Raw genomic sequence first — 21,837 nt, forward strand, 5'->3', positions numbered from 1 at the left:
TACAAATGAAAAAGCAATTAACATATATAGCTGCAGCGTTTTTCTTCGCAGGAATGGTTTCAGCACAAAAAATAGATCTTAATGCCATGCCAAAACCGGGACCTACTCCGGCAATTAATATTGCAAAGCCAAAAACATTTCAGCTGAGCAATGGTCTTACGGTAATGGTAGTAGAAAACAATAAGCTGCCGAGAGTAAATGCCAATCTTACGATGGACAGAGCTCCTTACAGTGAGGGAGCTGTAACAGGAGTAAGTGAAATCATGGCGGAACAGTTCGAAAACGGAACAACCAACATGAGCAAAGATGAATTCAACAAAAAGGTGGATTATCTTGGAGCGAACTTAAACTTTTCTTCTAACGGAGCTGCAGCAAATTCACTTTCAAAATATTTTCCTCAGGTTCTTAACTTAATGGCAGATGCCATCATTAATCCGAAATTTTCTGCTGAAGAAATACAGGATTCTAAAGACAGAGCCATTGAAGGTTTAAAATCTGAAGAGAAAAATGCGTCTTCTATTGCTTCAAAAGTTTCTAACGCTTTAATGTATGGTAAAAATACATCAAGAGGAGAATTTGAAACGGTAGAATCGATCAGTAAAATTCAATTGGCAGATGTACAGAATACCTACAAAAAATATTACGCTCCGGACAACGCTTATCTTGTAATTGTAGGAGATGTAAAATTCGATCAGGTAAAACCTATGGTTGAAAAAGCATTCAGCGGATGGAAAAAAGCAAATACTCCGGTTACTCCTTTAGAACCGGCTTCTAATGTTGCCAAAACGGAAATTAACGTAGTAGATGTTCCTTCTGCTGTACAGTCTGTTGTGTCTTTAAACAACCTGAACACGCTGAAAATGAAAGATCCGAACTACTTTCCGGCAACCATTGCAAACTATATTCTTGGAGGTGGCGGTGAAGCGAGACTTTTCATGAACCTTCGTGAGAAAAACGGCTTTACATATGGTGCTTACTCTAATCTTAGCGCAAGCAAATATTCTCCGCAATTCTCGGCAAGTGCAAGTGTAAGAAACGAAGTTACGGATAAAGCAGTAAAAGAGTTCATGAACGAACTTAACGCTATTTCTACCGTAAAGCCTGAAGAACTGGAAAATGCAAAGGCTAAACTGAAAGGTTCTTTCATCATGTCTCTGGAGCAGCCATCAACCATTGCAAGATTTGCTCTCAATAAAAAAGTACAGAATCTTCCGGATGATTTTTATACCAATTATCTGAAATCTATTGATAAGGTAACGGCTGCGGATGTTTCTAATGCTGTAAAATCTACCATTCTTCCTAACCAGAGCAGAATTTTCATTGCCGGAAAAGCAGCGGATATTTCTGAAGGTCTGGAAAAATTAGGATATCCTGTGAAATATTTCGATAAAGAAGCCAATCCTGTAGCAAAACCTACAACACAGAAAGTAGATGCAGGAGTTACTGTTGCTTCTATTGCAGATAAATACATCAACGCAATCGGAGGAAAAGCAAACATTGATAAAGTTTCTTCTTACACGGTAAATGCTTCTATGTCTATGCAGGGGCAGAATATCGACCTGAAAATGATGAAAGCGAAAGGAGGAAAAGAACTTACCACTGTTACAGGAATGGGACAGACTCTTCAGAAACAGGTATTCGACGGAAAGACAGGATACTCTGAGCAAATGGGGCAAAAAGTGGAAATGAAGCCTGAGCAAATTGCTGAAAAGCTTAAAAATACTGAACTTTTCCCGGAGCTTGGTTTTGCAAAATCTGCTGACTACAAACTTGCAGGAATTGAAAAAATCGGCGGTGAAGATTCTTATGCTGTAAAAAATGGTGATAATACTTATTATTACAGCGTAAAAACAGGTCTTAAAACCGGAGAAACAAAAACAGTAAAAGCAATGGGACAAACCATGACTGTTCCTACAACATTCTCTGATTACAAAGATGTGGCAGGTGTGAAAATGCCTTATACCATTACCGTAAGCCAAATGGGTATGGACATGACAATGAACGTAAAATCTTACGAAGTGAATCAGGCTAAAGATTCTGATTTTAAATAAAAACAATCTGATCTTACAGTAAAAACGGCAACAATTGTTGCCGTTTTTTATTTTTCCTAACATTTGTATTATCTTTCTTTGTCATTCGGTAAAAAAAGATTAAATTTGCCCATTCAAAAAGATGTCAAATTAATGGATTCTATATTTATACTATTGATGGTTCTTATTATGATCGCCAGCATTTTACTGGTTATCATCGTTATGGCTCAAAATCCTAAAGGCGGAGGTCTTTCCAGTACTTTCGGAGGAGCATCTTCTGCTCAGTTTGGAGTACAGAGAACCAACGACTTTATGGAAAAAGCAACATGGACTTTAGGAGGAACAATTATCGTTCTTATTCTTTTAAGTGTTGTAATTACAGGGAAGCCTTCAGCAACAGCTCCGGTTCAGACGCCTGCAAAAAAAGAAGCTCCGGCTAAGCAATCTTCAGCTCCTGCTTCTGCAACAACTCCGGCTAAGACTCCTGCACCAACAAAATAAGTAAATACTATTTATATATAAAAAGCAGCTCGATCGGGCTGCTTTTTTGTTTTATGATACTGATTTAGGTTTAATTGATTCTGAAAGAATTCCAGTAATCATTCTGATCTTCACCAAAAAGACATTCTATAAAAGAATCCAAAGACATTTTATACAAAACTTCCAGATCCATTTCTTTAAAATCTGTTGCAAAAAATTCAGGTTTCAACTGAATATCTTCCCGATCAATCACCAAAATATTTTCAGGGCAGTAAAAAGGATAATTTTTGATATCCGAATTGGTTGTAATTAATTTTCTTCCGGAAGCCAATACCTCAAAGGTTCTTATGGTTAAGCCATTCTGAAAAGGTTTATTAATATCCAGCACAGATTTTGTTTTTTTGTAAAAATCAATGATCTGATGATGATTCAGCTTATCAAAACTTACTTTTGTAATATCAAACTGCTTCAGGTTTTTATCAATGATCTTTTTCAGTCGGAATGCAATTTTTCCCATTGCATAATAATAAAAGTAAGATTTCAGATTCAGCCTGTCTGCAATTTCTCTGATCTTTTCTCCTACAATATACCGGTCTGTATGTGCGCTTCCTATGAAGACAATATCATATTCCGGTTTCTGAGTATGCTGTTTTAAGCTTTTGTAATCATCCACATAAAATAAAGGTCGGAAGCTTATGTTGTATTTTACCGAATCATTGTATTCAAACGTAAATTTTTTGTCGAAATATTTAAGATTTTCAATCAGATTAGGATATTCTTTCAATGGATCAAAATTATAATAAATCATTTCCATTTCAGGGTTGTCCTGCTTTATTTTTTCAAGAAAAAAAACAGGAATGGCTTCTCCTTTTATCAGGAAGAAATAATCGTATTTTTTGCCTTTAATTTCTTCAAGAATCCGGTTATAGTAATTGTTTATTTTAAGATGGTAGAATCTTTTATTAAGACGGATTATTCCTTTCGAAAAATTGGAATTGGAAGGTCTTTCGTCATAAAAATCCACTTCAGCGCCCAGTTCAGAAAGTCTTCGGGCTATTGCCTTTTCATATTTGAAAAAGCTAACCGACAGAAAAAGTATTTTTTTATCTTTTAAACAGATCATTTTAAAAGTCCTTTTACTTTCATTTCTTCAAGGGACTCTTTAAACTTTACATCCTGAATATTCTGCTGCAATACCCAATTGGTAAATTTGGACATTCCTTCCTCAAAGGATATTTTCGGCTGAAAATTTAATTTTGATTTAATCTTGCTGATGTCTGCAAAATTATGCCTGATATCTCCCAGACGAAACTGTCCGGAAACATTAATTTCAAAATCAACATTATAGAATTTTCTGAAACTTTCCGCTACCGTAGTTACAGCCGTTGAAACTCCTGTTCCCACGTTGAAAACTTCACCGTTCGCCCCATCATTTTCAATACAACGGATTGTTGCTTCCACGGCATCATCCACATGAATGAAATCTCTGGATTCGTTTCCGTCTTCAAAAACATTAATATCATTTCCGTTAAGAATCTGGGACGAAAAAATAGATAAAATTCCCGTGTAAGGATTTAAAAGCGATTGTCCTTCTCCGTAAACGTTCTGAAACCTCAGCGCAACCGGAGCAACTCCCATGGAAGAACAGGCAGTCATTACCATCTGTTCCTGGGTGTATTTTGTAATTCCGTAGATGGAAGTGGGATGTATTTTAGACTCTTCGTCCGTTGGCAAAGCGCGGAGAATCTGTCCATCGGGATAGATAATTTCGAAATTTCCTTTTCGCATTTCTTCTATGTTTCTGGGTCTGGGATAAATCAGTCCCAATTCGGGATGAAGATATTTTCCTTCTCCATAAACCGCTCTGGAAGAGGCAATAATTACTTTTTTTACCTGATGTGGTTTATTAACCAGCAGATCCAGCATTTTTGCGGTCCCTGAAACATTCACATCCGTATATTTTTCGATCTGGTACATGGATTGTCCGGTTCCCGTTTCTGCCGCAAAATGCACAATAACATCCTGTCCGTCAATCGCTTTTTCCCAGTCTTCAAAATGAGCAACATCTCCTTTAATGAAATTTACCTTTCCTAAAATATTTCTGTACAAAGGCGAATCCTCATCAGGATTTTCTCCGTGAATCTGAGAAGAAAGATTATCTAAAACTGTAATTTCATACCCCTTCTTCCTAAGTTCTAAAGATAACTTACTTCCAATAAATCCGGCTCCTCCCGTGATGAGTATCTTCATGCTGTGTTTGTGAAAATGTTATTTTTTTCTGTTTAAATTATAATAAAAAGTCCTAAGCAACAAAAGTAAATATTTTGCTTTATAAAACAGCTTAAATGTGGTATATTGAATAAAGTTTATTTCTTTTAAAATATACATTTCCTTCAGATTCTTTTTAAAACCTTTTGCCATTTCGGGAAGATTTGCAGACAAACCCGAAACCCCGAAACTTCTTTTTCCTTTGCCTACCAGAACCAGACTTTCATTCAGAATGTACATTTTATTTTTCAGGGAAACCTTCATCCAGTAGTTTACATCTTCCGCATATCGCTGTTCGGCATCAAAATAACCTGTATTTTCCAGAACTTTTCTCCGGAACATTACCGTAGAAGGCTGTGCCTCATTTCTTATCAGAAGTTTTCTGAAGGTAATTTCCGCAAGACCATTTTTTACACGGTACGGAAAAAGGATTTTATTATTATTTCTCGCCGTGGCAAGAAAATCTATTTTCAGTTTACTATTTTCAAAATATCGTATCTGTTTTTCGGTTTTTGCAGCATCCCACTCATCATCTGCATCCAGCAAAGCAATATAGTCTCCTTTTGCTACTTTCAGTCCTGTATTTCTTGCACTTGATACTCCGCCGTTTTCCTGATGAAGCAAGGTTATCGAAAGCTGCGGATTATCCTTCATGTAATTTTCAGCTATAGCAGCGCTTTCGTCTGTGGAGCCGTCATTCACGATGATAATTTCAAATTTTTCCAGAGGAAAAGTCTGATTTTTCACAGAATCCAGAGCAGAAACAATGGATTGTGCAGCATTATACATCGGAATAATTACGGAAATCATCTATACTTTTATATTATTTTTAAAAATACCCAAAATTAAAGCGGTCATTACAAACGGCATTGACATATTGAAAAAACTGATATCAAAATATGAATTAACGATCATATTTTCATAGCCATATTCTGCAAAAAACATGATAAACGGAACAAATACACAGATAAACAGTAAAATTCCTGACCAAAACAGAGTTTCATAAAAAGATTTTACCCTGAATGAAAGTATACAGCCTGAAGCAATATAAGAAATACTTAATATCAAAGGCTGTTTTCCTCCCTGAATAACAAAAGGATTATGCTTCAGGAAAACATTAAAATCCGGAGCATTATGAAAGAAAATATAGCAGACTGCAGCCATTGTAACTAAAAAAACAGCCGTAAAGCGCAGTTTTTCTTTTATTGAAAAATCAACAAACTTTTTAAACAATAAAATAGTCAGCGGAATAACTGCGGAAAGCCTCGTGAGTAAAATTAAAGCGGATAGAAACGATACAACCGCAGAATTGATCTTTTTCTCTTTGATGAATTTTTCCCAAATTAAATAAACAAACCCCGCAATGATGATAAAATTGGAAAACAAATCACTTTTAACATAAATTTCCCACAGATAACTGGGCGAAAGGAAAAGCAGGACCAAAACCGCAAGTCTATGCCTGTAATTATTAAAAATTTTAAAAATTAAATAAGCAAAAAGCAGAAAAGAGAAAGACTGCAGATACCCTACACTTCCGAAAAGCAGGTAAAAAGGCATCCCAAACACAATAAGAACTGGCAGATTAGAAGATTCTCTTCCCATATGATCCGGAATATTGTATGGATACTGTCCGCTGAAAACAACCTTTATCCCGACTTCCATTGCCGACCAGCGATCAACATTCAGCGTATTTCCATCCACTTTATAATTTAAATAAATACTAATGAGAAAGAAGAAAAATATTCCCAGGAAAAAAGCCGTTTTATAAAAAAATTCTTTGAAATGAACTTTTAGATAGAAGAAACCCAATCCGAAAAATACCACAAGATATCCTGCCAAAAGCGGGATGTTATACTGTTCTCCGTATTTAATGATAAAAAGAGAATTTACAGCAAGATAAATACAGGCTAAACTGTAGGTTTTCAGTTTTTCTGATATTGGGATATTTGAAAATGCAGCTTCCATGAAGAATATTAGTTTTAAGAATTTCCTTCATTATAAGGCAGCCTGTTCATAATCGATCTTCCCAGAGAAATTTCATCTGCGTATTCCAGCTCATCACCTACGGAAATTCCCCTCGCAATACTGGAAAAATTCACATTAAAATTTTTAAACTTTTTGTAAATATAATATGCTGTGGTATCCCCTTCCATCGTTGCGCTTAAAGCAAAAATAAATTCCTTTACCTTTCCGTCATTCAGCTTTTTTTCGATACTCGGAATGTTTAGCTGATTGGGTCCTACTCCTTCCATCGGAGAAATTTTACCCCCCAGAATTAGATATTTCCCTGTATATTTTCCTGTGTTTTCAATAGCAATTACATCGCGTACATCTTCCACAATGCAGATGACCTCGTCATTTCGCTTCTCGTTGCTGCAAATCTCACAAATTTCAAAATCCGAAAAATTGTGACATTCTTTGCAGTATTTTATTTCGTTCACGAGATTAATGAGGGAATTTCCAAGGCTCGTCGCTCTGGAGTTGGGCTGTTTCAGTAAATGTAACGCCAGACGCAAAGCTGTTTTTCTTCCGATACCGGGCAATCCGGCAATTTCATCCACTGCTTTCGCTAAAACTTTACTAGGGTAATCCATAAAACAAAAATAATGATAATTGTTGACAGTTTACCATCCGCTCATTTCTTGTTTTGGATCTGAAAAATAAATTTTAATTCTTCTTAATAATCATCCTTTTTTCGTTGCGGTTTTCTGAGCTCAGATTAAAAACCTTATATTTGGTTCTCTAAATAATAACTTGAAAATAAAACTAAATGATTCTTAACAATTTAAACTATCCGCTGGATTTTAAATTCAAAATTTCTACACTGGCAAGTGATTTCAATATTACAGACAAAAACGGAAATTACGTCGCTTATGTGCGTCAGAAAATGTTCAAACTGAAAGAAGACGTTATCATTTTTAATGATGAAAGCAAGTCTAAAGAACTTTTCAGAATCAAAGCCGATCGGTGGCTTGATTTCAATGCCTCCTATTCTTTAACTGAAATAGCGACCGGAAGAAGCTTCGGAAGACTGGCGAGAAAAGGGATGCGTTCTTTCTGGAAATCTACTTATAACATTCTGGACAGTAATGATAAAGAACGCTTTACCATCACAGAAGACAATGCATGGACAAAGTTTCTGGACGGAATGGTAAGCGAAATCCCTGTGATCGGTATGTTTACCGGATATTTCCTAAACCCTTCTTACACCGTAGCCGGAATGGACGGAAAAGCGTACTTTAAACTGAAAAAAATGCCTTCTTTCTTCGGAAGAAGATTTCAATTGGACAGACTGGTTGATATTGATGACGAAGAAGAAAGTCTCGTAATTCTTTCATTGCTTATGATGACACTGCTTGAAAGAGCGAGAGGATAGCCTCAGAATTTCCGCAGTTTTCAATCTATGAAAATATCTTTTGATTTAGATGATACCATTATTTCCAACAATAGATTTCCTTTAGAAAAAGAGACTTTTTGGGCTAAAATTATCGGATGCGAGAGCATTCGATCCGGAACAGTTGCCTTGTTTAAAGCATTAAGAGACAGAAAACATACAATTTATATTTATACGACTTCTTACAGGAGTACCTTAAAAATTAAGCTCATGTTTCTATCTTACAGTATTCCGGTTGATGTTGTTATCAATCAGCAAATGCATGACAGAAGAGTGATAAGAAAAGGCAAAAATATTTCTAAATTTCCTCCGGAATTTGGCATTGATATTCATATTGATGATTCTGCAGGAGTTGAAATGGAAGGAAAAAAATTCGGATTTAAAACCATCATCATTTCACCGGATGAAACAGACTGGAGCAATATCATTCTGAATAAAATTGATGAATTTGGAATGGGATATGAATGATTTTAAAAAGCTAAATTTTATCAAAAAATCAATACATTAAATTTTCCTTACCTTTAAGTTTCGAAAATTTTTAGGTTAAATTAAATAATACACGATGAAATATGTAATCATTTTCTTTTCGGCTTTCCTTCTGGTTGCCTGTAAAAAAGATAAAGAAACAGTTTCCGATTCGGCAAAAAAAGATTCTGTAACGGTAGTTCAGGATTCTGTAAAAACAGATGTTCAGAAAACAGGTATTACCGTTGAGACATTTCCTTTTCCGAAAGAAATCAAGGAATGTTCATGCTATTTTGCGAAAAGCAAGTCGGATTTTGAAAACGAAAAGTACATTTATGCAGATGATGCCGGAAAAACAGCCTATATGAAGCTGGACGGAAAAAGACTGGCAATGAGCCTGATCTCTTCAAGTGATATGGAAGTAGATGAAGAGCTGAATAAAGAAATAGAAAGTGACGAATACAAAATCTCAGTAAAAGGTAAAAAAATAAAAGGTGAAGAAGCTTTGCTTTTTGAAGGTACTCTTACGATTGAAAAACCGGACGGAACGGTTGTCACCCTACCTGTTTACGGAGAATGCGGATGCTAAAAATCTGCCTGAAACAATAAAAAGAATGCTTCTGAATGATCGGGAGCATTTTTTATTTCGTAATTTTGATAAAAATAAATTTCATGGAGCTATCTCACATAGAACCGCAGATTATCTGGAAGAATTTCTCCAAACTGAATGCGGTTCCAAGACCCTCAAAAAAAGAAGAAAAAGTAATTGCTTTCATCAAAGAATTCGGTGAAAACTTAGGACTGGAAACCAGCGTTGATGAAGTAGGAAATGTAATCATCAAAAAACCGGCAACAGCGGGAATGGAAAACCGTAAATCTGTGGTTCTGCAATCGCATCTGGATATGGTTTGTCAAAAAAACAATGATGTAAATTTTGATTTTGAAACAGAAGGAATCAAAATGGAAATCGATGGAGACTGGGTAAAAGCAAAAGGAACCACTCTGGGAGCCGACAATGGTTTAGGAGTAGCGACAATCATGTCTATTCTGGAAAGTTCAGATATTCCGCATCCTGCTTTGGAAGCACTTTTCACCATTGATGAAGAAACAGGAATGACGGGAGCTTTAGGTCTGAAACCGGGACAGTTAACCGGAGATATCCTTCTGAATCTTGATACCGAAGAAGACGATGAAATTGATATCGGCTGCGCCGGAGGAATTGATGTAACGATCTCCCAAAACTACGAAACTGAAGCGGCAAACGGACAAATCGTGAGATTTGAAGTAAAAGGTTTGCAAGGAGGGCATTCAGGAATGGATATTCACAAAGGCTTCGGAAATGCAAATGTTATTTTGGGAAGACTTCTTTATAAGGCTTTGGAAAAAGAAAACATTCAGCTGATTTCTATTGACGGAGGCGGATTGAGAAATGCCATCCCGAGAGAAGCCGTTGCTGTTGCTTCCGTAAGAAATGCTCAGGAATTTATCGAAGAAGTGACGAACGGACTTAAAAAAGAAATTTTAGACGAGTTTGCAAGCATTGAATCCGGTCTTCAGATCAATATCGAAAACACTACAACTTCAGAGAAAGCGATTTCGGAAGCAGATTCCAGAAAGATTATTTTAACATTGAAATCTCTTCATAACGGAGTGTACAGAATGAGTCCGGATGTAAAAGATCTGGTAGAATCTTCCAACAACGTCGCAAGAGTTGAATTAAAACACGGTGCATTAAAAATTTTAAACCTTTCCAGATCATCTGTAGAATCATCTAAAGATTCGGTGGCTGAACAGTTAAAATCGGTTGCTGAACTTGCCGGAATGAATACCGTTTTCAGCGGTTCTTATCCGGGATGGAAACCAAAACCGGGTTCTGAAATCGTTCAATTGATGGAAAAAATCTATGTTGAGAAATTCACTGAAAAACCTCACGTTGTAGCCTGTCACGCAGGTCTGGAATGCGGAATCATTGGAGCCAATTATCCTGAAATGGAAATGGTAAGTTTCGGACCGACTATTCGCGGCGCACACTCTCCGGATGAAAAGGCAAATATTCCTTCGGCACAGAAATTCTGGAGTTTCCTGAAAGATATTTTAGCCAACATTCCTCAGAAATAAAATTGTAAAATTGCTATATTGAATATCCAAAGTCTTTTTGATTTTGGATATTTTTTGTTCCCAATCTTTCTCAATTGTTATCAAAAAGTTATACATTTGAATAAACAATCCAAAGTATGAACACACAGACACTCAATGAAAAACTTGAATTAATTCAATGGCTGTCAACATTGGAGGATGCTTCTGTTATCAAAAAACTGATTCAATTCAGGAAAGAGGAGACTAAAGACTGGTGGAGTTTAATTTCGGAAGAAGAAAAAGAATCAATTGAAAAAGGAATTTCTGAAGCGGATAATAATGAACTAAAATCTCATTCTGAAGCCAGAAAGTTATATGGAAAATGGTTATAATATTCTCTGGACCCCAAATGCTTTAGAGGAATTAGAACAGACAATAGAATATCTTCAACTTCATTTTACGGATAAAGAAATTAAAAAGCTTGTTCAAAAAATTGAAAGTTTAATTGAAATTATATCTCAAAATCCTTTCATATTTCCCATATCCGAAAGCAAAAATATTCACAAACTGGTTATTCTGGAATTTAACACCATGTATTACCGCGTAAACAATGGCAGCGTGGAAATTTTATCATTCTTTTCAAACAGACAGTCCCCTCAAAAAAGAAAAATTTAATTCAGTTTTTTTAATTGTTAATCATGAAAAGCATCACCGTATTCTGCGGATCCAGCTTCGGTTCTGCATCTATTTACAAAGAACAGGCAGCTTTGCTTGGTGAAACTCTGGCAAAACAAAAAATTCAGCTTATTTACGGCGGCGCAGATGTTGGTTTAATGGGCGCTGTTGCAGACGGAGCACTAAATGAAGGCGGAAAAGTAACCGGCGTCCTTCCCCGCTTTTTACAGTCCAAAGAAATTGCTCACAAACAATTGACAGAATTAATTCTGGTGGAAACCATGCATGAACGAAAAACCAAAATGAATGAACTTTGCGACGGCGTTATTGTTCTTCCGGGAGGTTACGGAACAATGGAAGAATTTTTTGAAATGATAACCTGGGCGCAACTGGGACTTCATAAAAAACCGATTGGAATTTTAAACATCAACGGATTTTATGACGATCTGATCAGACTTGTGGAAACAATGGTGGAAAAAGGATTTTTAAAGCAGATTAACCGTGAGATGCTTTTAATCTGTGAAAATATTGAAGAATTACTGGAAATGATGAAAAATTATCAGGCTCCGAATGTTGGAAAATGGATTTCGAGGGAGGAAGTTTAGTATATTTACATTACAGACTTTTAATTGTCTAAAAAAAATCAACCATGAAAAATATATTTCTTTCAGCAGGATTATTTTTAAGTCAAATAATATCCGCACAGTACAATTATCCTGCAACTCCTGAAAAAGTGGTGGTGGATGATTATTTTGGGACAAAAATCACAGATCATTACAGATGGCTGGAAGACATCAAAAATCCGGAAGTGAAAAAATGGTTCAAATCTCAGTCTGATTTCAGCCATACCGTGATTGATAAAATTCCGAACCGTGAAGATCTTTACAGACGGATGAAAGAAGTACAGGAAATGAACGGTGATTCTTTCGACGTCATCTATCAAAGAGGAAACACCTATTTCTACACAAAGACTAAAAAAAGCGAAAACCTTTCTAAGCTTTATTCAAGAGATCTTGCAACAGGAAAAGAATCGCTGATTTTTGATCCTGAAACGCTTGGCAAAAATACACAAATCACCAATTTTGTACTAGATTCCAAAGCGGGAAAAATTGCTATTTTACTATCAAAAGCAGGCGGAGAAATCTGCGATTTAAGAATTTTTGATCTATCCACAAAGAAATTTCTAAAGGATGAAATCGGTCCTATCTGGAGTGAATTTGCTTTTGAATTTACACCCGATGATAAAGCTATTCTTTATACAAAAATGAGTACCGCAGATCCAAGCAGTAATATGCTTCTAAAAGACATGAAAGCGATGCTTCATGTGATTGGAACCGACACAAAAGCTGACAAGGTATTAGCATCCAGAGAAGATTATCCAGAGCTGAATGCTTTAACAGAGCAATTTCCTTCAATTTATTTTACCGATGACTATAAAAATATTGTTTTAAGATTAAGTTCTGTAAAATCTGAAAGTCCGATATTTGTTGCACCTTTTTCTGAATTAAAAAATAAAAAAATAAACTGGAAACAAATCGTAAAACCATCAGACGATATTACTGATGTATTTATTTCCGGCGACAAATTATTTCTGCTGACTCACAAAGATGCACCCAATTATAAAATTACTCTCACAAGCTTATCAAATCCTGCCCCTGATAAAGCTAAAACTGTAGTTCCGGAAAGCAAGGATAAAGTAATCATAAGTATTCATAATTCTAAAAACTATCTTTATTACTCTTTAGGAGATGGTATTGTAAGAGATAAATATCAGGTAAATATCAATACACTTGCCGGAAAGAAAATTGATTTTCCGACAGGGGTTAACAGTTCATTATCTCTCAACCAAAGAGAAAACGACAATATATACTGTAACAATGTTAACTGGCTGACTCCGTTGACGACCTATGAATACAACCCTGAAAAAGAGAATATTGTAAAAAGCAAATATCTTAATTCAGAAACAAAATATCCGGATTACAGCACACTTTACAATGTAAAAGAGGTGGAAGTAAAAAGCCACGACGGCGTTATGGTTCCGCTATCTATTATTTATCCTAAAAATATGAAAATGGATGGCAGCAGTCCGGCTTATATTACAGGTTATGGTGGTTATGGATTTTCATATGAGCCGCGCTTCTCAACAAGACTTTCCGTGTTGTTGGAACAGGGCGTTGTATTGGCTATTGCCCACGTAAGAGGAGGAGGCGAAAAAGGGGAAAACTGGCATAAAGACGGTATGAAAGGAAAAAAACCGAATACATGGAAAGATTTTATTGCATGTTCTGAATATCTGATCTCCCAAAAATACACCTCATCTTCAAAACTCATTGGGAATGGTGTAAGTATGGGCGGAGTACTCATTGGAAGAGCCATTACGGAAAGACCTGATCTATTTGCCGTTGCTATTGCTGAAGTAGGAATGACCAATGCCATCCGCTCTGAGATTACACCGAATGGTCCCAATCAAATTCCGGAAATAGGAACTTTAAAAGATGAAGAAGACACAAAAAACCTCCTTGAAATGGATGCCCAGAATAAAGTAAAAGCCGGAATAAAATACCCCGCTGTAATTATCCGCACCGGAATGAACGACTCCAGAGTTGAACCTTGGGAACCCGGAAAATTTGCAGCTATATTGCAAAAAAATTCCGGTTCAGGAAAACCTGTTTTGCTGTATGTAAATTATGAAAACGGACATTTCACCAGTGATTTTGACGTTGTTTTTAAAGAATACGCCGATATTTATTCATTTGCTTTATGGCAGGTGGGGCATCCAAAATTTCAGCCTGTAAAGTAAAAATCTAAAGCATACAGAATTCAGGCAAAACAGAATTTCAAAATTCAGGATATAAAAAATGTAAATGAGCTTTATTAAAAAATAATCAGAATGAGGCTGCTTTTCTGTATACAGAAGGCGTTATTCCTTTTTTATTAAAAAAAACTCTGTTAAAATAGCTGAGACTTTCAAATCCACACTCAAAAGAAATTTGGCTGACAGAATTTTCTGTTTGGGTCAACAACCGGCAGACTTCATTTATTCTGATTTCATTTAAATAATCAGAATACGTTTTCCCTGTTGCCTTCTTGAAGAATTTACAGAAATTGCTTTCAGTCATATAAACCAGTTCAGCAACCTGCTTCAGAGTGATCTTGGTATAAAAATTATTCTGAATAAAGAGGCAGACTTTATTGATTCTGAGTTCGCTCTTTTTCGAAACTACATGATGAAAAGTGTCGGAAGCAATTACCCGATACTTCATTTTTGACAAATCATTCAAAATTGAAATCAGCTTCATAATTCTCTCAACTCCCTGATTTTCCGTTATACTTATCAGTTTTGAAATTAAATTTTCATGCGCGGAAAAACTAAGCCCTCTGGATGAAATTTCAAGCATCTTTTTAATTACCTTACATTCATCCAGTTCCAAAAAGGAAGCAAGAATTTCTTTAGGAAACTGAACGACAATAGCTTCCGAAGAGAGATCAGCCTTTAGTTTTCCGGACCATGTATGCGGCAGATTACCTCCCAATAAAACCAGATCACCATCACTAAAATATTCGTAGGTGTTTCCTACAATCCTGTGCCCGTTTCCTTTTAAAATATACGTTAATTCATATTCAGGATGATAATGCCACTTAAATTCAAAAACAGATGTCTGAAAGCGGTATGCATAAAAACTTGAATTTCCTTTATTTAATTTAATATTTTCCAGAATGGCTTTCACAGATAATATTGACTTATAGCATTAATATTTTACAAAAATAATTCAATATAATATCAGAATAAAACAATTTAACATTAATTCCTACAATTCTTAATTAATATTTTTGAAGGGAATAATACCGGAATACATTATGAGAATAAAAATACTCGCAATAATCATCACAGCAGTAATAAACATACAGAATCTATCCGCTCAGAAAAACTCAGGTTTTGTAAATGTTTTTATCGGAACAGACGGCACCGGACATACCTTTCCCGGTTCTTCAATGCCTTTCGGAATGGTACAGCCCGGTCCGGACAACAAAGATTCCGGCTGGAACCACACAAGCGGATATCAATATAAAGATACTTTGCTGATAGGATTTTCACAAACCCGTTTCAGCGGGACAGGTATTAATGAAATGGGAGATATTTTGCTGCTTCCGATTAATCCCAAAAAGGAAAAACTGAAAAATTTATATAAAAAAGAAACTGAGAAAGGCAAAATCGGCTATTACTCTCTTATTAAAAAAGATGAAGTAAAAGTAGAACTTACCTGCTCGGAAAGAGTGGCTTTTCATCAATATACTTTTCCTGAAACTAAAGGGCAGGTTTTGGTAGATCTGCAGCATGGCTTGCGTTTTGTGTTTGATGAAGCCAACCAAAAGAATCTGATAGTAAAAAGTGATATAAACATTGAAAACAATAATACGATTTCCGGATATTGCACAACACAAAACTGGGTAAACCGAACTTACTTTTTCACTATTACTTTTGATCAGTCCTTTACAAAAAGCAGAGCTTTAAATGAAAACAGCAATGATAAAGCACCGAAGTATCTTCTAGACTTTGACCTTCGAAATGATAAAACATTAAAGGTTAAAATTGCGCTGTCCTCAGTATCTGTAGAAGGTGCAAAACGTAATCTGAATACTGAAATTCCGCACTGGGACTTTAACAAGGTGTATGAAAATAATATTGCTTCATGGGATAATTATTTAAACAGAATACAAATCGAAGCAAATAGTAAGAAGAAGGAAATATTTTACACTTCCATGTATCATCTGCTATTGCAGCCTTCTAATATCGCAGATGTGGACGGACAATACCGCGGCTCGGATGATAAAATTGCCATTTCACATCAGAAAGAATATTATTCAACACTTTCCAATTGGGACATTTATCGCGGGGCTTTCCCTTTGCTGCAAATTGTAGCACCGGAAAAAATTAACGGAATCATTCAGACTATGCTTACTCATCATCAACACAAAGGTTTTTTACCAATATGGACTGCATGGGGACAAGATAACTACTGCATGATCGGTAATCATGCTATCCCAATGATTTTATCTGCCTACAATAATGGTTTCAGAGGATTTAATGCTGAAAAAGCACTTGAGGCAATGGTTGAAACATCCACAAAACCGCATATAAATTCCGATTGGGAATTATACAACCGATATGGTTATTATCCTTTTGATAAATTAGATAATGAATCTGTTTCTCGTACGCTGGAAAGCACTTACGATGATTGGTGTGTAGCGAATATGGCTAAAAAACTTAAAAAAGATGAAATTGCTGCAACTTTTTCTCAACGAGCCAGTTATTACCATAATCTTTTTGATACCGAAACTACATTCTTCAGAGGAAAAGACAGCAAGGGAAATTGGCGCACCCCTTTTAATCCGTTAACTGCGACTTCACCACTGAATAATCCGGGGGATTATACTGAAGCTAATGCGTGGCAATATTTCTGGACTCCTGCACAATTTGATATTCAGGGCTTAACTTCACTTTTAGGAGGTAAGAAAAAATTGACAGCAAAACTGAATGAATTCTTTACGACAAATACTTCGAATCCCGATAAGTTTCTTGGTCAGGAAGCAATGATCGGGCAATATGCACACGGAAATGAACCCAGTCATCACGTTATTTATTTATATGCATTCAGTAACGAACCTGAAAAAGGGCAAAGCTATATTCATCATGTAATTAACGAATTTCACAATAATACTCCCGACGGTATGATTGGTAATGACGATTGCGGACAGATGAGTGCCTGGTATATTCTATCCACTTTGGGATTCTATCCCGTAAATCCTGCAAGCGGAGAGTTTGTATTCGGAAGTCCACAAATTAAAAAAGCAAAACTTCTTTTACCGGGAAACAAAATATTTACTATAGAAGCTCATAATTTTTCCGAACAAAACATTTATAATGACATTCGATTGTTAAACGGGAAAAAAACAGATAAACATTATATTACCTTTCAGGAAATCATCAATGGAGGTAATTTAACTTTTGAAATGACAAAAAAATGAAAATAAAATTAATATTCTTTTTATTATTCGCCATGTACTTAAATGCACAGCAAATCTCGGAAAAGTTTATTCCTTTGCCATTTGGCAGCGTAAAACCAACAGGCTGGCTTCAAGCGCAGATGCAAAAAGATATTGATGGTTTTGTTGGTAATCTGGATGTAATAGTTCCGGAATTAATGAATGATCATATTTATGGGAAAGGCAGACTACAGAAGCATTCCAAAGCAAAAGATCTCGGAAATCTGAAATCCGGCGACGCCGAAGGTGACGATCAGTATAAATGGTGGAACAGCGAGACACAATCGAACTGGTGGGATGGCTATCTTCGAAATGCAATCTTATTGAATGATAAAAACGGGACGGAGAAAATAAGAAAATATGTCGAAAATATTCTCGCCACTCAGGATGAAGACGGGTATTTAGGAATTTACGATAAAGATCTGCGTTATCAATTTAAATCTGAAAACGGAGAGTTATGGTCCAAAGCAACCTTATACAGAGGTCTGTTGGCATATTATGAAGCGACAAAAGATGAAAAAGTCTTTAAAGCGGTAGAAAAAGCGGTAGAAAATGTTATGCAGAATTATCCCATTTATGCATCAAGCCCGTTCAGTTCAGGAGAAACCTTTAATGGAGGTGTATCTCACGGATTAACCTTTACTGATGTTTTGGAACGAATGTATTTTTATACAAAAGACGAGAAATACAGAGCGTATTCTTTGTTTTTATACAATGATTTTTCCAATACTTATCAATCTGAAGAAGATGCTCAGTTAAAAAATATATTTAATATTAATTATCGTTTAAAATCTCACGGAGTGCATACTTTTGAACATCTCAGAGCCTTAATCATTGCAACATATGCTGCTCAGAATAGAGATTTTGATAAAGCTTTGGCTACTTATCTTGGCAGAATAAATAAAGTTACGACAATAAGCGGCGGTGCGGTTGGTGATGAATGGATTGCTGAGAGAAATGCAGATGCCACCCATACCGGATATGAATACTGCTCTTTACAGGAACTATTGGATAGTTATAATCTGCTCTTTCAGAAAACGGGTTCAGCAGACATTGGAGATAAAATTGAAAACACTTTTTACAATGCTGCGCAAGGTTCCAGAAACCACAATCATTCCTGCATAGCATATTTAAAAACAGATAATTCTTTTGAAATGTCAGGCACTAAAAACGGAGAAACTGAACCCGGCAGAAAACAAACCCGATATAAATATTCACCTGCACATCAAGACGTTGCGGTGTGCTGCAATCCTAATGCAGGAAGAATCTCTCCATATTTTGTACAAAACTCGTGGATGAAAGAAAATGAAACAACTTTTGTAGCAGCACTTTTAATGCCTAATATTTTAGCTACATCTGCTGCCGGTAATAGTATACAGATCGAAAATATTACAGATTATCCTTATCAAAATCATTTTAAGTTTAAAATTACCCAAACAAAAAATTCAAAATTTACCTTAAAAATCAGAAAACCAAACTGGGTACAAAAAGTAAATACAAATGAGAAATTCCAAATTGAAAATGGTTTCATTGTCATCAATAGAGAATTTTCTACCACCGATTATGTAGACCTTTCTTTTGAAGCAAGAGTAGAAATTAAAACAGATCCTGCAAATGCCCGTTATTTTACTTTTGGAGCGTTGCTGTATGCTTTACCGATAGCCTCAAAAGAAATTTCAGGCAGAAATTACTTCGGTACTTTTAAAGATTTTACTTATGAACCAAAAAATAACATCAGATATACATTTAAAAATAATGTAAAAACAAAATATGAGCAGGGAAAAATATACACAGAACTCATAAACCAAAACAATAATAAACCCGAAAAAGTGGAACTTATCCCTTTTGGAAAAACAATATTGAGACAGGTTACCTTTTAAAAGTTTATTTTAGCACATTGACAAAACAAAACCTCCCAAAGAAAATCTTAGGGAGGTTTTTTATGGTAAGGTAAAATCTTTCTAAGGATAAGGAGCAATCTCTACTTCCAGACCTTCCATTTCTGGAACAATATGCAACTGGCAACCCAGTCTGCTGTTTTCCTGTACATGGAAAGCTTCACCCAGCATCGCATCTTCTTCTGCTCCCATTTCATCCAGTCCCGGATCGTTGGTCACATAAACCTGACATGATGCACACATTGCCATTCCTCCGCAAACTCCGATGGTTCCTTCTTCCGCCAGTTCATAAGAGCGGATGATTTCCATCAGATTCATAGACATATCCGTTGGCGCAACAACATCGTGTGTAACTCCTTCCCTATCGGTAATTTTTATATTAATATCGCTCATCTTTTGTTGATCGTTAATAGTTGATTGTTGATGGTAATTGATATTAAACAACAGACAACAAAATTAGTCAATTTTTTTAACAACAGCTTTTTCTGCTTCTTTTCTGCTTCCGTCGAAACCATCCACTCCGCTTACCGTTGTATATTTCAGAACGAATTTTTTACCCGGATTCAGTCTATTGTAAACACTCTGACACATTAAAGTAGCTTCATGGAATCCACAAAGAATCAGCTTTAATTTTCCCGGATAAGTATTGATGTCTCCGATCGCATAAATTCCGTCAATATTCGTCTGATAATCCAAAGCATTGTTTACAACGATTGCATTTTTTTCGATATTCAGTCCCCAGTTTCCGATTTCTCCTAACTTTGGTGTTAAACCGAATAACGGAATAAAATAATCTGTTTCAATATCGTAAGGATCCTGTCCGTCAATAGCAACCGTGATCGCTTCTACTTTTCCGTCACCTTTAATCGCTGTAACTTCTGCAGGAGTTATTAATTTAATTTTACCCTGATTTTTAAGATCCTGAACTTTTTCTACAGAATCCAAAGCACCACGGAATTCATTTCTTCTGTGGATCAAAGTAACTTCACTTGCCACATTTGATAAGAAAATACTCCAGTCCAGTGCAGAATCTCCTCCTCCTGCGATTACTACTTTTTTATTTCTGAAATGTTCAGGCTCTTTTACGAAATACTCAAGACCCTTTTCCTCGTAGTCGGCTACGTTTTCAATGGTAGGCTTTCTCGGCTCGAAAGTTCCCAAACCTCCTGCAATGGCAATTGCTTTCGCTCTGTGAACCGTTCCTTTGTTCGTAATTACTTCAAACCATTCATCATCCACTTTTGTGTAAGAAACCGCTGTTTCTCCCAAAGTGAATCCCGGCTGAAACTGCTTGATCTGCTCCATCAAATTATCCACAAGTTCTCCTGCATTTACAGAAGGGTATCCCGGAATATCGAAAATAGGCTTTTTAGGATAAAGCTCAGCCAACTGTCCTCCCGGTTGAGGAAGTGCATCAATAATATGGCACTTCATTTTTAATAAACCTGCTTCAAATACAGCAAAAAGTCCTGTGGGACCGGCTCCTATGATCAATATATCCGTCGTTATCATAATTATAAGATAATTTAATTATACTTGTGAGCGCAAATTTACTAATTTTAATGCGAAGCATATTTAATTCAGTCTAAATAAAACTGAGATTTGTCAAATATCTTTTATATTTTTAAGTTATTGAATTTGGCAATGTTTTTGTAAAATTTAAATTATGAAGAAATTTTTAAGTATTATTTCGATATTTATATTCATTCTGGGATTTGGACAGATTGATAATATTGCAGACGGAGAGTCTATTACGCTGAGAATCCATTACGGATTTCTGAATGCCGGTACCGCTAATCTTACGGCACAGAAAACCACTTTCAAAGGCGCTCCTCACCTTCATGTAAGAGGGACAGGACAGACTACGGGAGCGGTAAGAGCTTTTTTTAAAGTGGAAGATTTTTATGAAAGCTACATCAATATGCAGACTGAACTTCCTAGCTTTTACGTAAGAAATGTGCGGGAAGGAAGCTACAGACAACATCTGGAAACTACTTTTAATCACGACAACAATACATTGGTTTTAACGGATAAGAAAACGCCGGCAAACGGATCGAAAGTGATAAAATCTGTAAAAGGAGTTCAGGATATGCTTTCGTGCTTCTACTATTTAAGAAGTAAAACTGCCGCTGAACTGAGAACCGGAACAGTAATTAACATGAATGTCTGGATTGATGATGAAATGTTTCCTTTTCAGCTAAAAGTAGTGGGAACTGAAAATCTTGATACCAAATTCGGGACAATTAACTGTTTAAAAATTATTCCGTCTGTGAAAAGCGGAAGGGTTTTTAAAGAGAAAGAAGGAGTAACGATGTGGGTTTCCAACGACGCCAACCACATTCCTATTTTATTAAAAGCCGAATTGGCAGTCGGATCCTTAAAAGCAAGTATCGACGGATATAAAAATGTAAAATATCCTCTAAAGTTTACAAATTAAAATATGGTAACTCATTAGAAATAAAGTGTCTGCAAAATTTGCAGACACTTTTTCGTTTTGTCATGTAAT

Annotated in this window: 21 protein-coding genes; 13 read left to right on the top strand and 8 right to left on the bottom strand. The window is 35.9% G+C overall.

Annotation, left to right across the window (positions count from 1 at the left end):
* Nucleotides 1-5: 5 nt before the first annotated feature.
* A complete protein-coding gene (locus tag AC52CF_RS15845) occupies nt 6-2,051 on the top strand; it encodes a M16 family metallopeptidase (RefSeq protein ID WP_214588753.1) in 2,046 nt (681 codons plus the stop codon).
* A 132-nt stretch (nt 2,052-2,183) separates the two neighbouring features.
* Entirely contained in the window at nt 2,184-2,531 is a 348-nt protein-coding gene (gene secG, locus AC52CF_RS15850; RefSeq protein WP_214588752.1) for a preprotein translocase subunit SecG, read from the top strand.
* Between the two features lie 70 nt (nt 2,532-2,601).
* Here secG and AC52CF_RS15855 read toward each other — a convergent pair whose 3' ends face one another.
* From AC52CF_RS15855 to recR, 5 genes are read right to left on the bottom strand one after another with little or no spacing between them, the layout of a single operon-like run.
* Nucleotides 2,602-3,633, bottom strand: a complete 1,032-nt coding sequence (locus tag AC52CF_RS15855) for a WaaS/CpsH family glycosyltransferase (RefSeq protein WP_214588751.1) — start codon at nt 3,631-3,633, stop codon at nt 2,602-2,604.
* On the bottom strand, nt 3,630-4,760 hold the full coding sequence (locus tag AC52CF_RS15860) for an NAD-dependent epimerase/dehydratase family protein (RefSeq protein WP_214588750.1): 1,131 nt from the start codon (nt 4,758-4,760) through the stop codon (nt 3,630-3,632). Before AC52CF_RS15860 ends, AC52CF_RS15855 begins: the two co-directional genes overlap by 4 nt.
* Before the next feature lie 18 nt (nt 4,761-4,778).
* Entirely contained in the window at nt 4,779-5,588 is an 810-nt protein-coding gene (locus tag AC52CF_RS15865; RefSeq protein ID WP_214588749.1) for a glycosyltransferase family 2 protein, read from the bottom strand.
* Complete coding sequence (locus AC52CF_RS15870; RefSeq protein WP_496517370.1) at nt 5,589-6,743, bottom strand: hypothetical protein; 1,155 nt, start codon at nt 6,741-6,743, stop codon at nt 5,589-5,591.
* A gap of 14 nt (nt 6,744-6,757) precedes the next feature.
* Entirely contained in the window at nt 6,758-7,372 is a 615-nt protein-coding gene (gene recR, locus AC52CF_RS15875) for a recombination mediator RecR (RefSeq protein WP_214588747.1), read from the bottom strand.
* A gap of 176 nt (nt 7,373-7,548) precedes the next feature.
* Between recR and AC52CF_RS15880 the strand changes: the two genes are divergently transcribed.
* The 8 genes from AC52CF_RS15880 (at nt 7,549) to AC52CF_RS15915 (ending at nt 14,188) form a co-directional block, all read left to right on the top strand.
* Nucleotides 7,549-8,154: an LURP-one-related family protein gene (locus AC52CF_RS15880; protein WP_214588746.1), complete on the top strand. Its 606-nt coding sequence runs from the start codon at nt 7,549-7,551 to the stop codon at nt 8,152-8,154.
* 27 nt (nt 8,155-8,181) lie between these two features.
* Nucleotides 8,182-8,640, top strand: coding sequence for a hypothetical protein (locus tag AC52CF_RS15885; RefSeq protein ID WP_214588745.1), 459 nt, complete (start codon nt 8,182-8,184; stop codon nt 8,638-8,640).
* A gap of 94 nt (nt 8,641-8,734) precedes the next feature.
* The gene (locus AC52CF_RS15890) at nt 8,735-9,226 is read left to right on the top strand and encodes a hypothetical protein (protein WP_214588744.1); all 492 of its coding nucleotides are present in this window, start codon (nt 8,735-8,737) and stop codon (nt 9,224-9,226) included.
* 83 nt (nt 9,227-9,309) lie between these two features.
* Complete coding sequence (locus AC52CF_RS15895; RefSeq protein WP_214588743.1) at nt 9,310-10,755, top strand: aminoacyl-histidine dipeptidase; 1,446 nt, start codon at nt 9,310-9,312, stop codon at nt 10,753-10,755.
* Between the two features lie 116 nt (nt 10,756-10,871).
* Nucleotides 10,872-11,105 carry a hypothetical protein gene (locus tag AC52CF_RS15900; RefSeq protein ID WP_076395731.1) on the top strand — a complete coding sequence of 78 codons (234 nt, stop codon included), beginning with the start codon at nt 10,872-10,874 and terminating at the stop codon, nt 11,103-11,105.
* The gene (locus AC52CF_RS15905) at nt 11,089-11,388 is read left to right on the top strand and encodes a type II toxin-antitoxin system RelE/ParE family toxin (RefSeq protein WP_214588742.1); all 300 of its coding nucleotides are present in this window, start codon (nt 11,089-11,091) and stop codon (nt 11,386-11,388) included. The genes AC52CF_RS15900 and AC52CF_RS15905 overlap by 17 nt, the downstream gene beginning before the upstream one ends.
* A 23-nt stretch (nt 11,389-11,411) precedes the next feature.
* Nucleotides 11,412-11,993, top strand: coding sequence for an LOG family protein (locus AC52CF_RS15910; protein ID WP_076395726.1), 582 nt, complete (start codon nt 11,412-11,414; stop codon nt 11,991-11,993).
* 44 nt (nt 11,994-12,037) lie between these two features.
* Complete coding sequence (locus AC52CF_RS15915) at nt 12,038-14,188, top strand: prolyl oligopeptidase family serine peptidase (RefSeq protein ID WP_496517371.1); 2,151 nt, start codon at nt 12,038-12,040, stop codon at nt 14,186-14,188.
* Between the two features lie 85 nt (nt 14,189-14,273).
* Here the strand turns inward: AC52CF_RS15915 and AC52CF_RS15920 are convergent, their stop codons facing one another.
* A complete protein-coding gene (locus AC52CF_RS15920) occupies nt 14,274-15,116 on the bottom strand; it encodes an AraC family transcriptional regulator (RefSeq protein ID WP_496517372.1) in 843 nt (280 codons plus the stop codon).
* 130 nt (nt 15,117-15,246) lie between these two features.
* On the opposite strand from AC52CF_RS15920, the gene AC52CF_RS15925 reads away from it, so the two are divergent.
* Both AC52CF_RS15925 and AC52CF_RS15930 read left to right on the top strand, forming a co-directional pair.
* Complete coding sequence (locus AC52CF_RS15925; protein WP_496517373.1) at nt 15,247-17,415, top strand: GH92 family glycosyl hydrolase; 2,169 nt, start codon at nt 15,247-15,249, stop codon at nt 17,413-17,415.
* On the top strand, nt 17,412-19,313 hold the full coding sequence (locus AC52CF_RS15930) for a beta-L-arabinofuranosidase domain-containing protein (protein ID WP_496517374.1): 1,902 nt from the start codon (nt 17,412-17,414) through the stop codon (nt 19,311-19,313). The genes AC52CF_RS15925 and AC52CF_RS15930 overlap by 4 nt, the downstream gene beginning before the upstream one ends.
* A gap of 81 nt (nt 19,314-19,394) precedes the next feature.
* On the opposite strand, the gene AC52CF_RS15935 is transcribed toward AC52CF_RS15930, so the two are convergent.
* Together AC52CF_RS15935 and AC52CF_RS15940 are read right to left on the bottom strand one after the other, a co-directional pair.
* A complete protein-coding gene (locus AC52CF_RS15935; protein ID WP_087707626.1) occupies nt 19,395-19,724 on the bottom strand; it encodes a 2Fe-2S iron-sulfur cluster-binding family protein in 330 nt (109 codons plus the stop codon).
* A gap of 63 nt (nt 19,725-19,787) precedes the next feature.
* On the bottom strand, nt 19,788-20,843 hold the full coding sequence (locus tag AC52CF_RS15940; protein ID WP_087707623.1) for an NAD(P)/FAD-dependent oxidoreductase: 1,056 nt from the start codon (nt 20,841-20,843) through the stop codon (nt 19,788-19,790).
* A gap of 154 nt (nt 20,844-20,997) precedes the next feature.
* Here AC52CF_RS15940 and AC52CF_RS15945 point away from each other — a divergent pair, with 154 nt between their 5' ends.
* Complete coding sequence (locus AC52CF_RS15945; RefSeq protein WP_496517375.1) at nt 20,998-21,768, top strand: DUF3108 domain-containing protein; 771 nt, start codon at nt 20,998-21,000, stop codon at nt 21,766-21,768.
* Nucleotides 21,769-21,837 lie beyond the last annotated feature (69 nt).

The sequence above is a fragment of the Chryseobacterium sp. 2P genome (assembly GCF_059579425.1).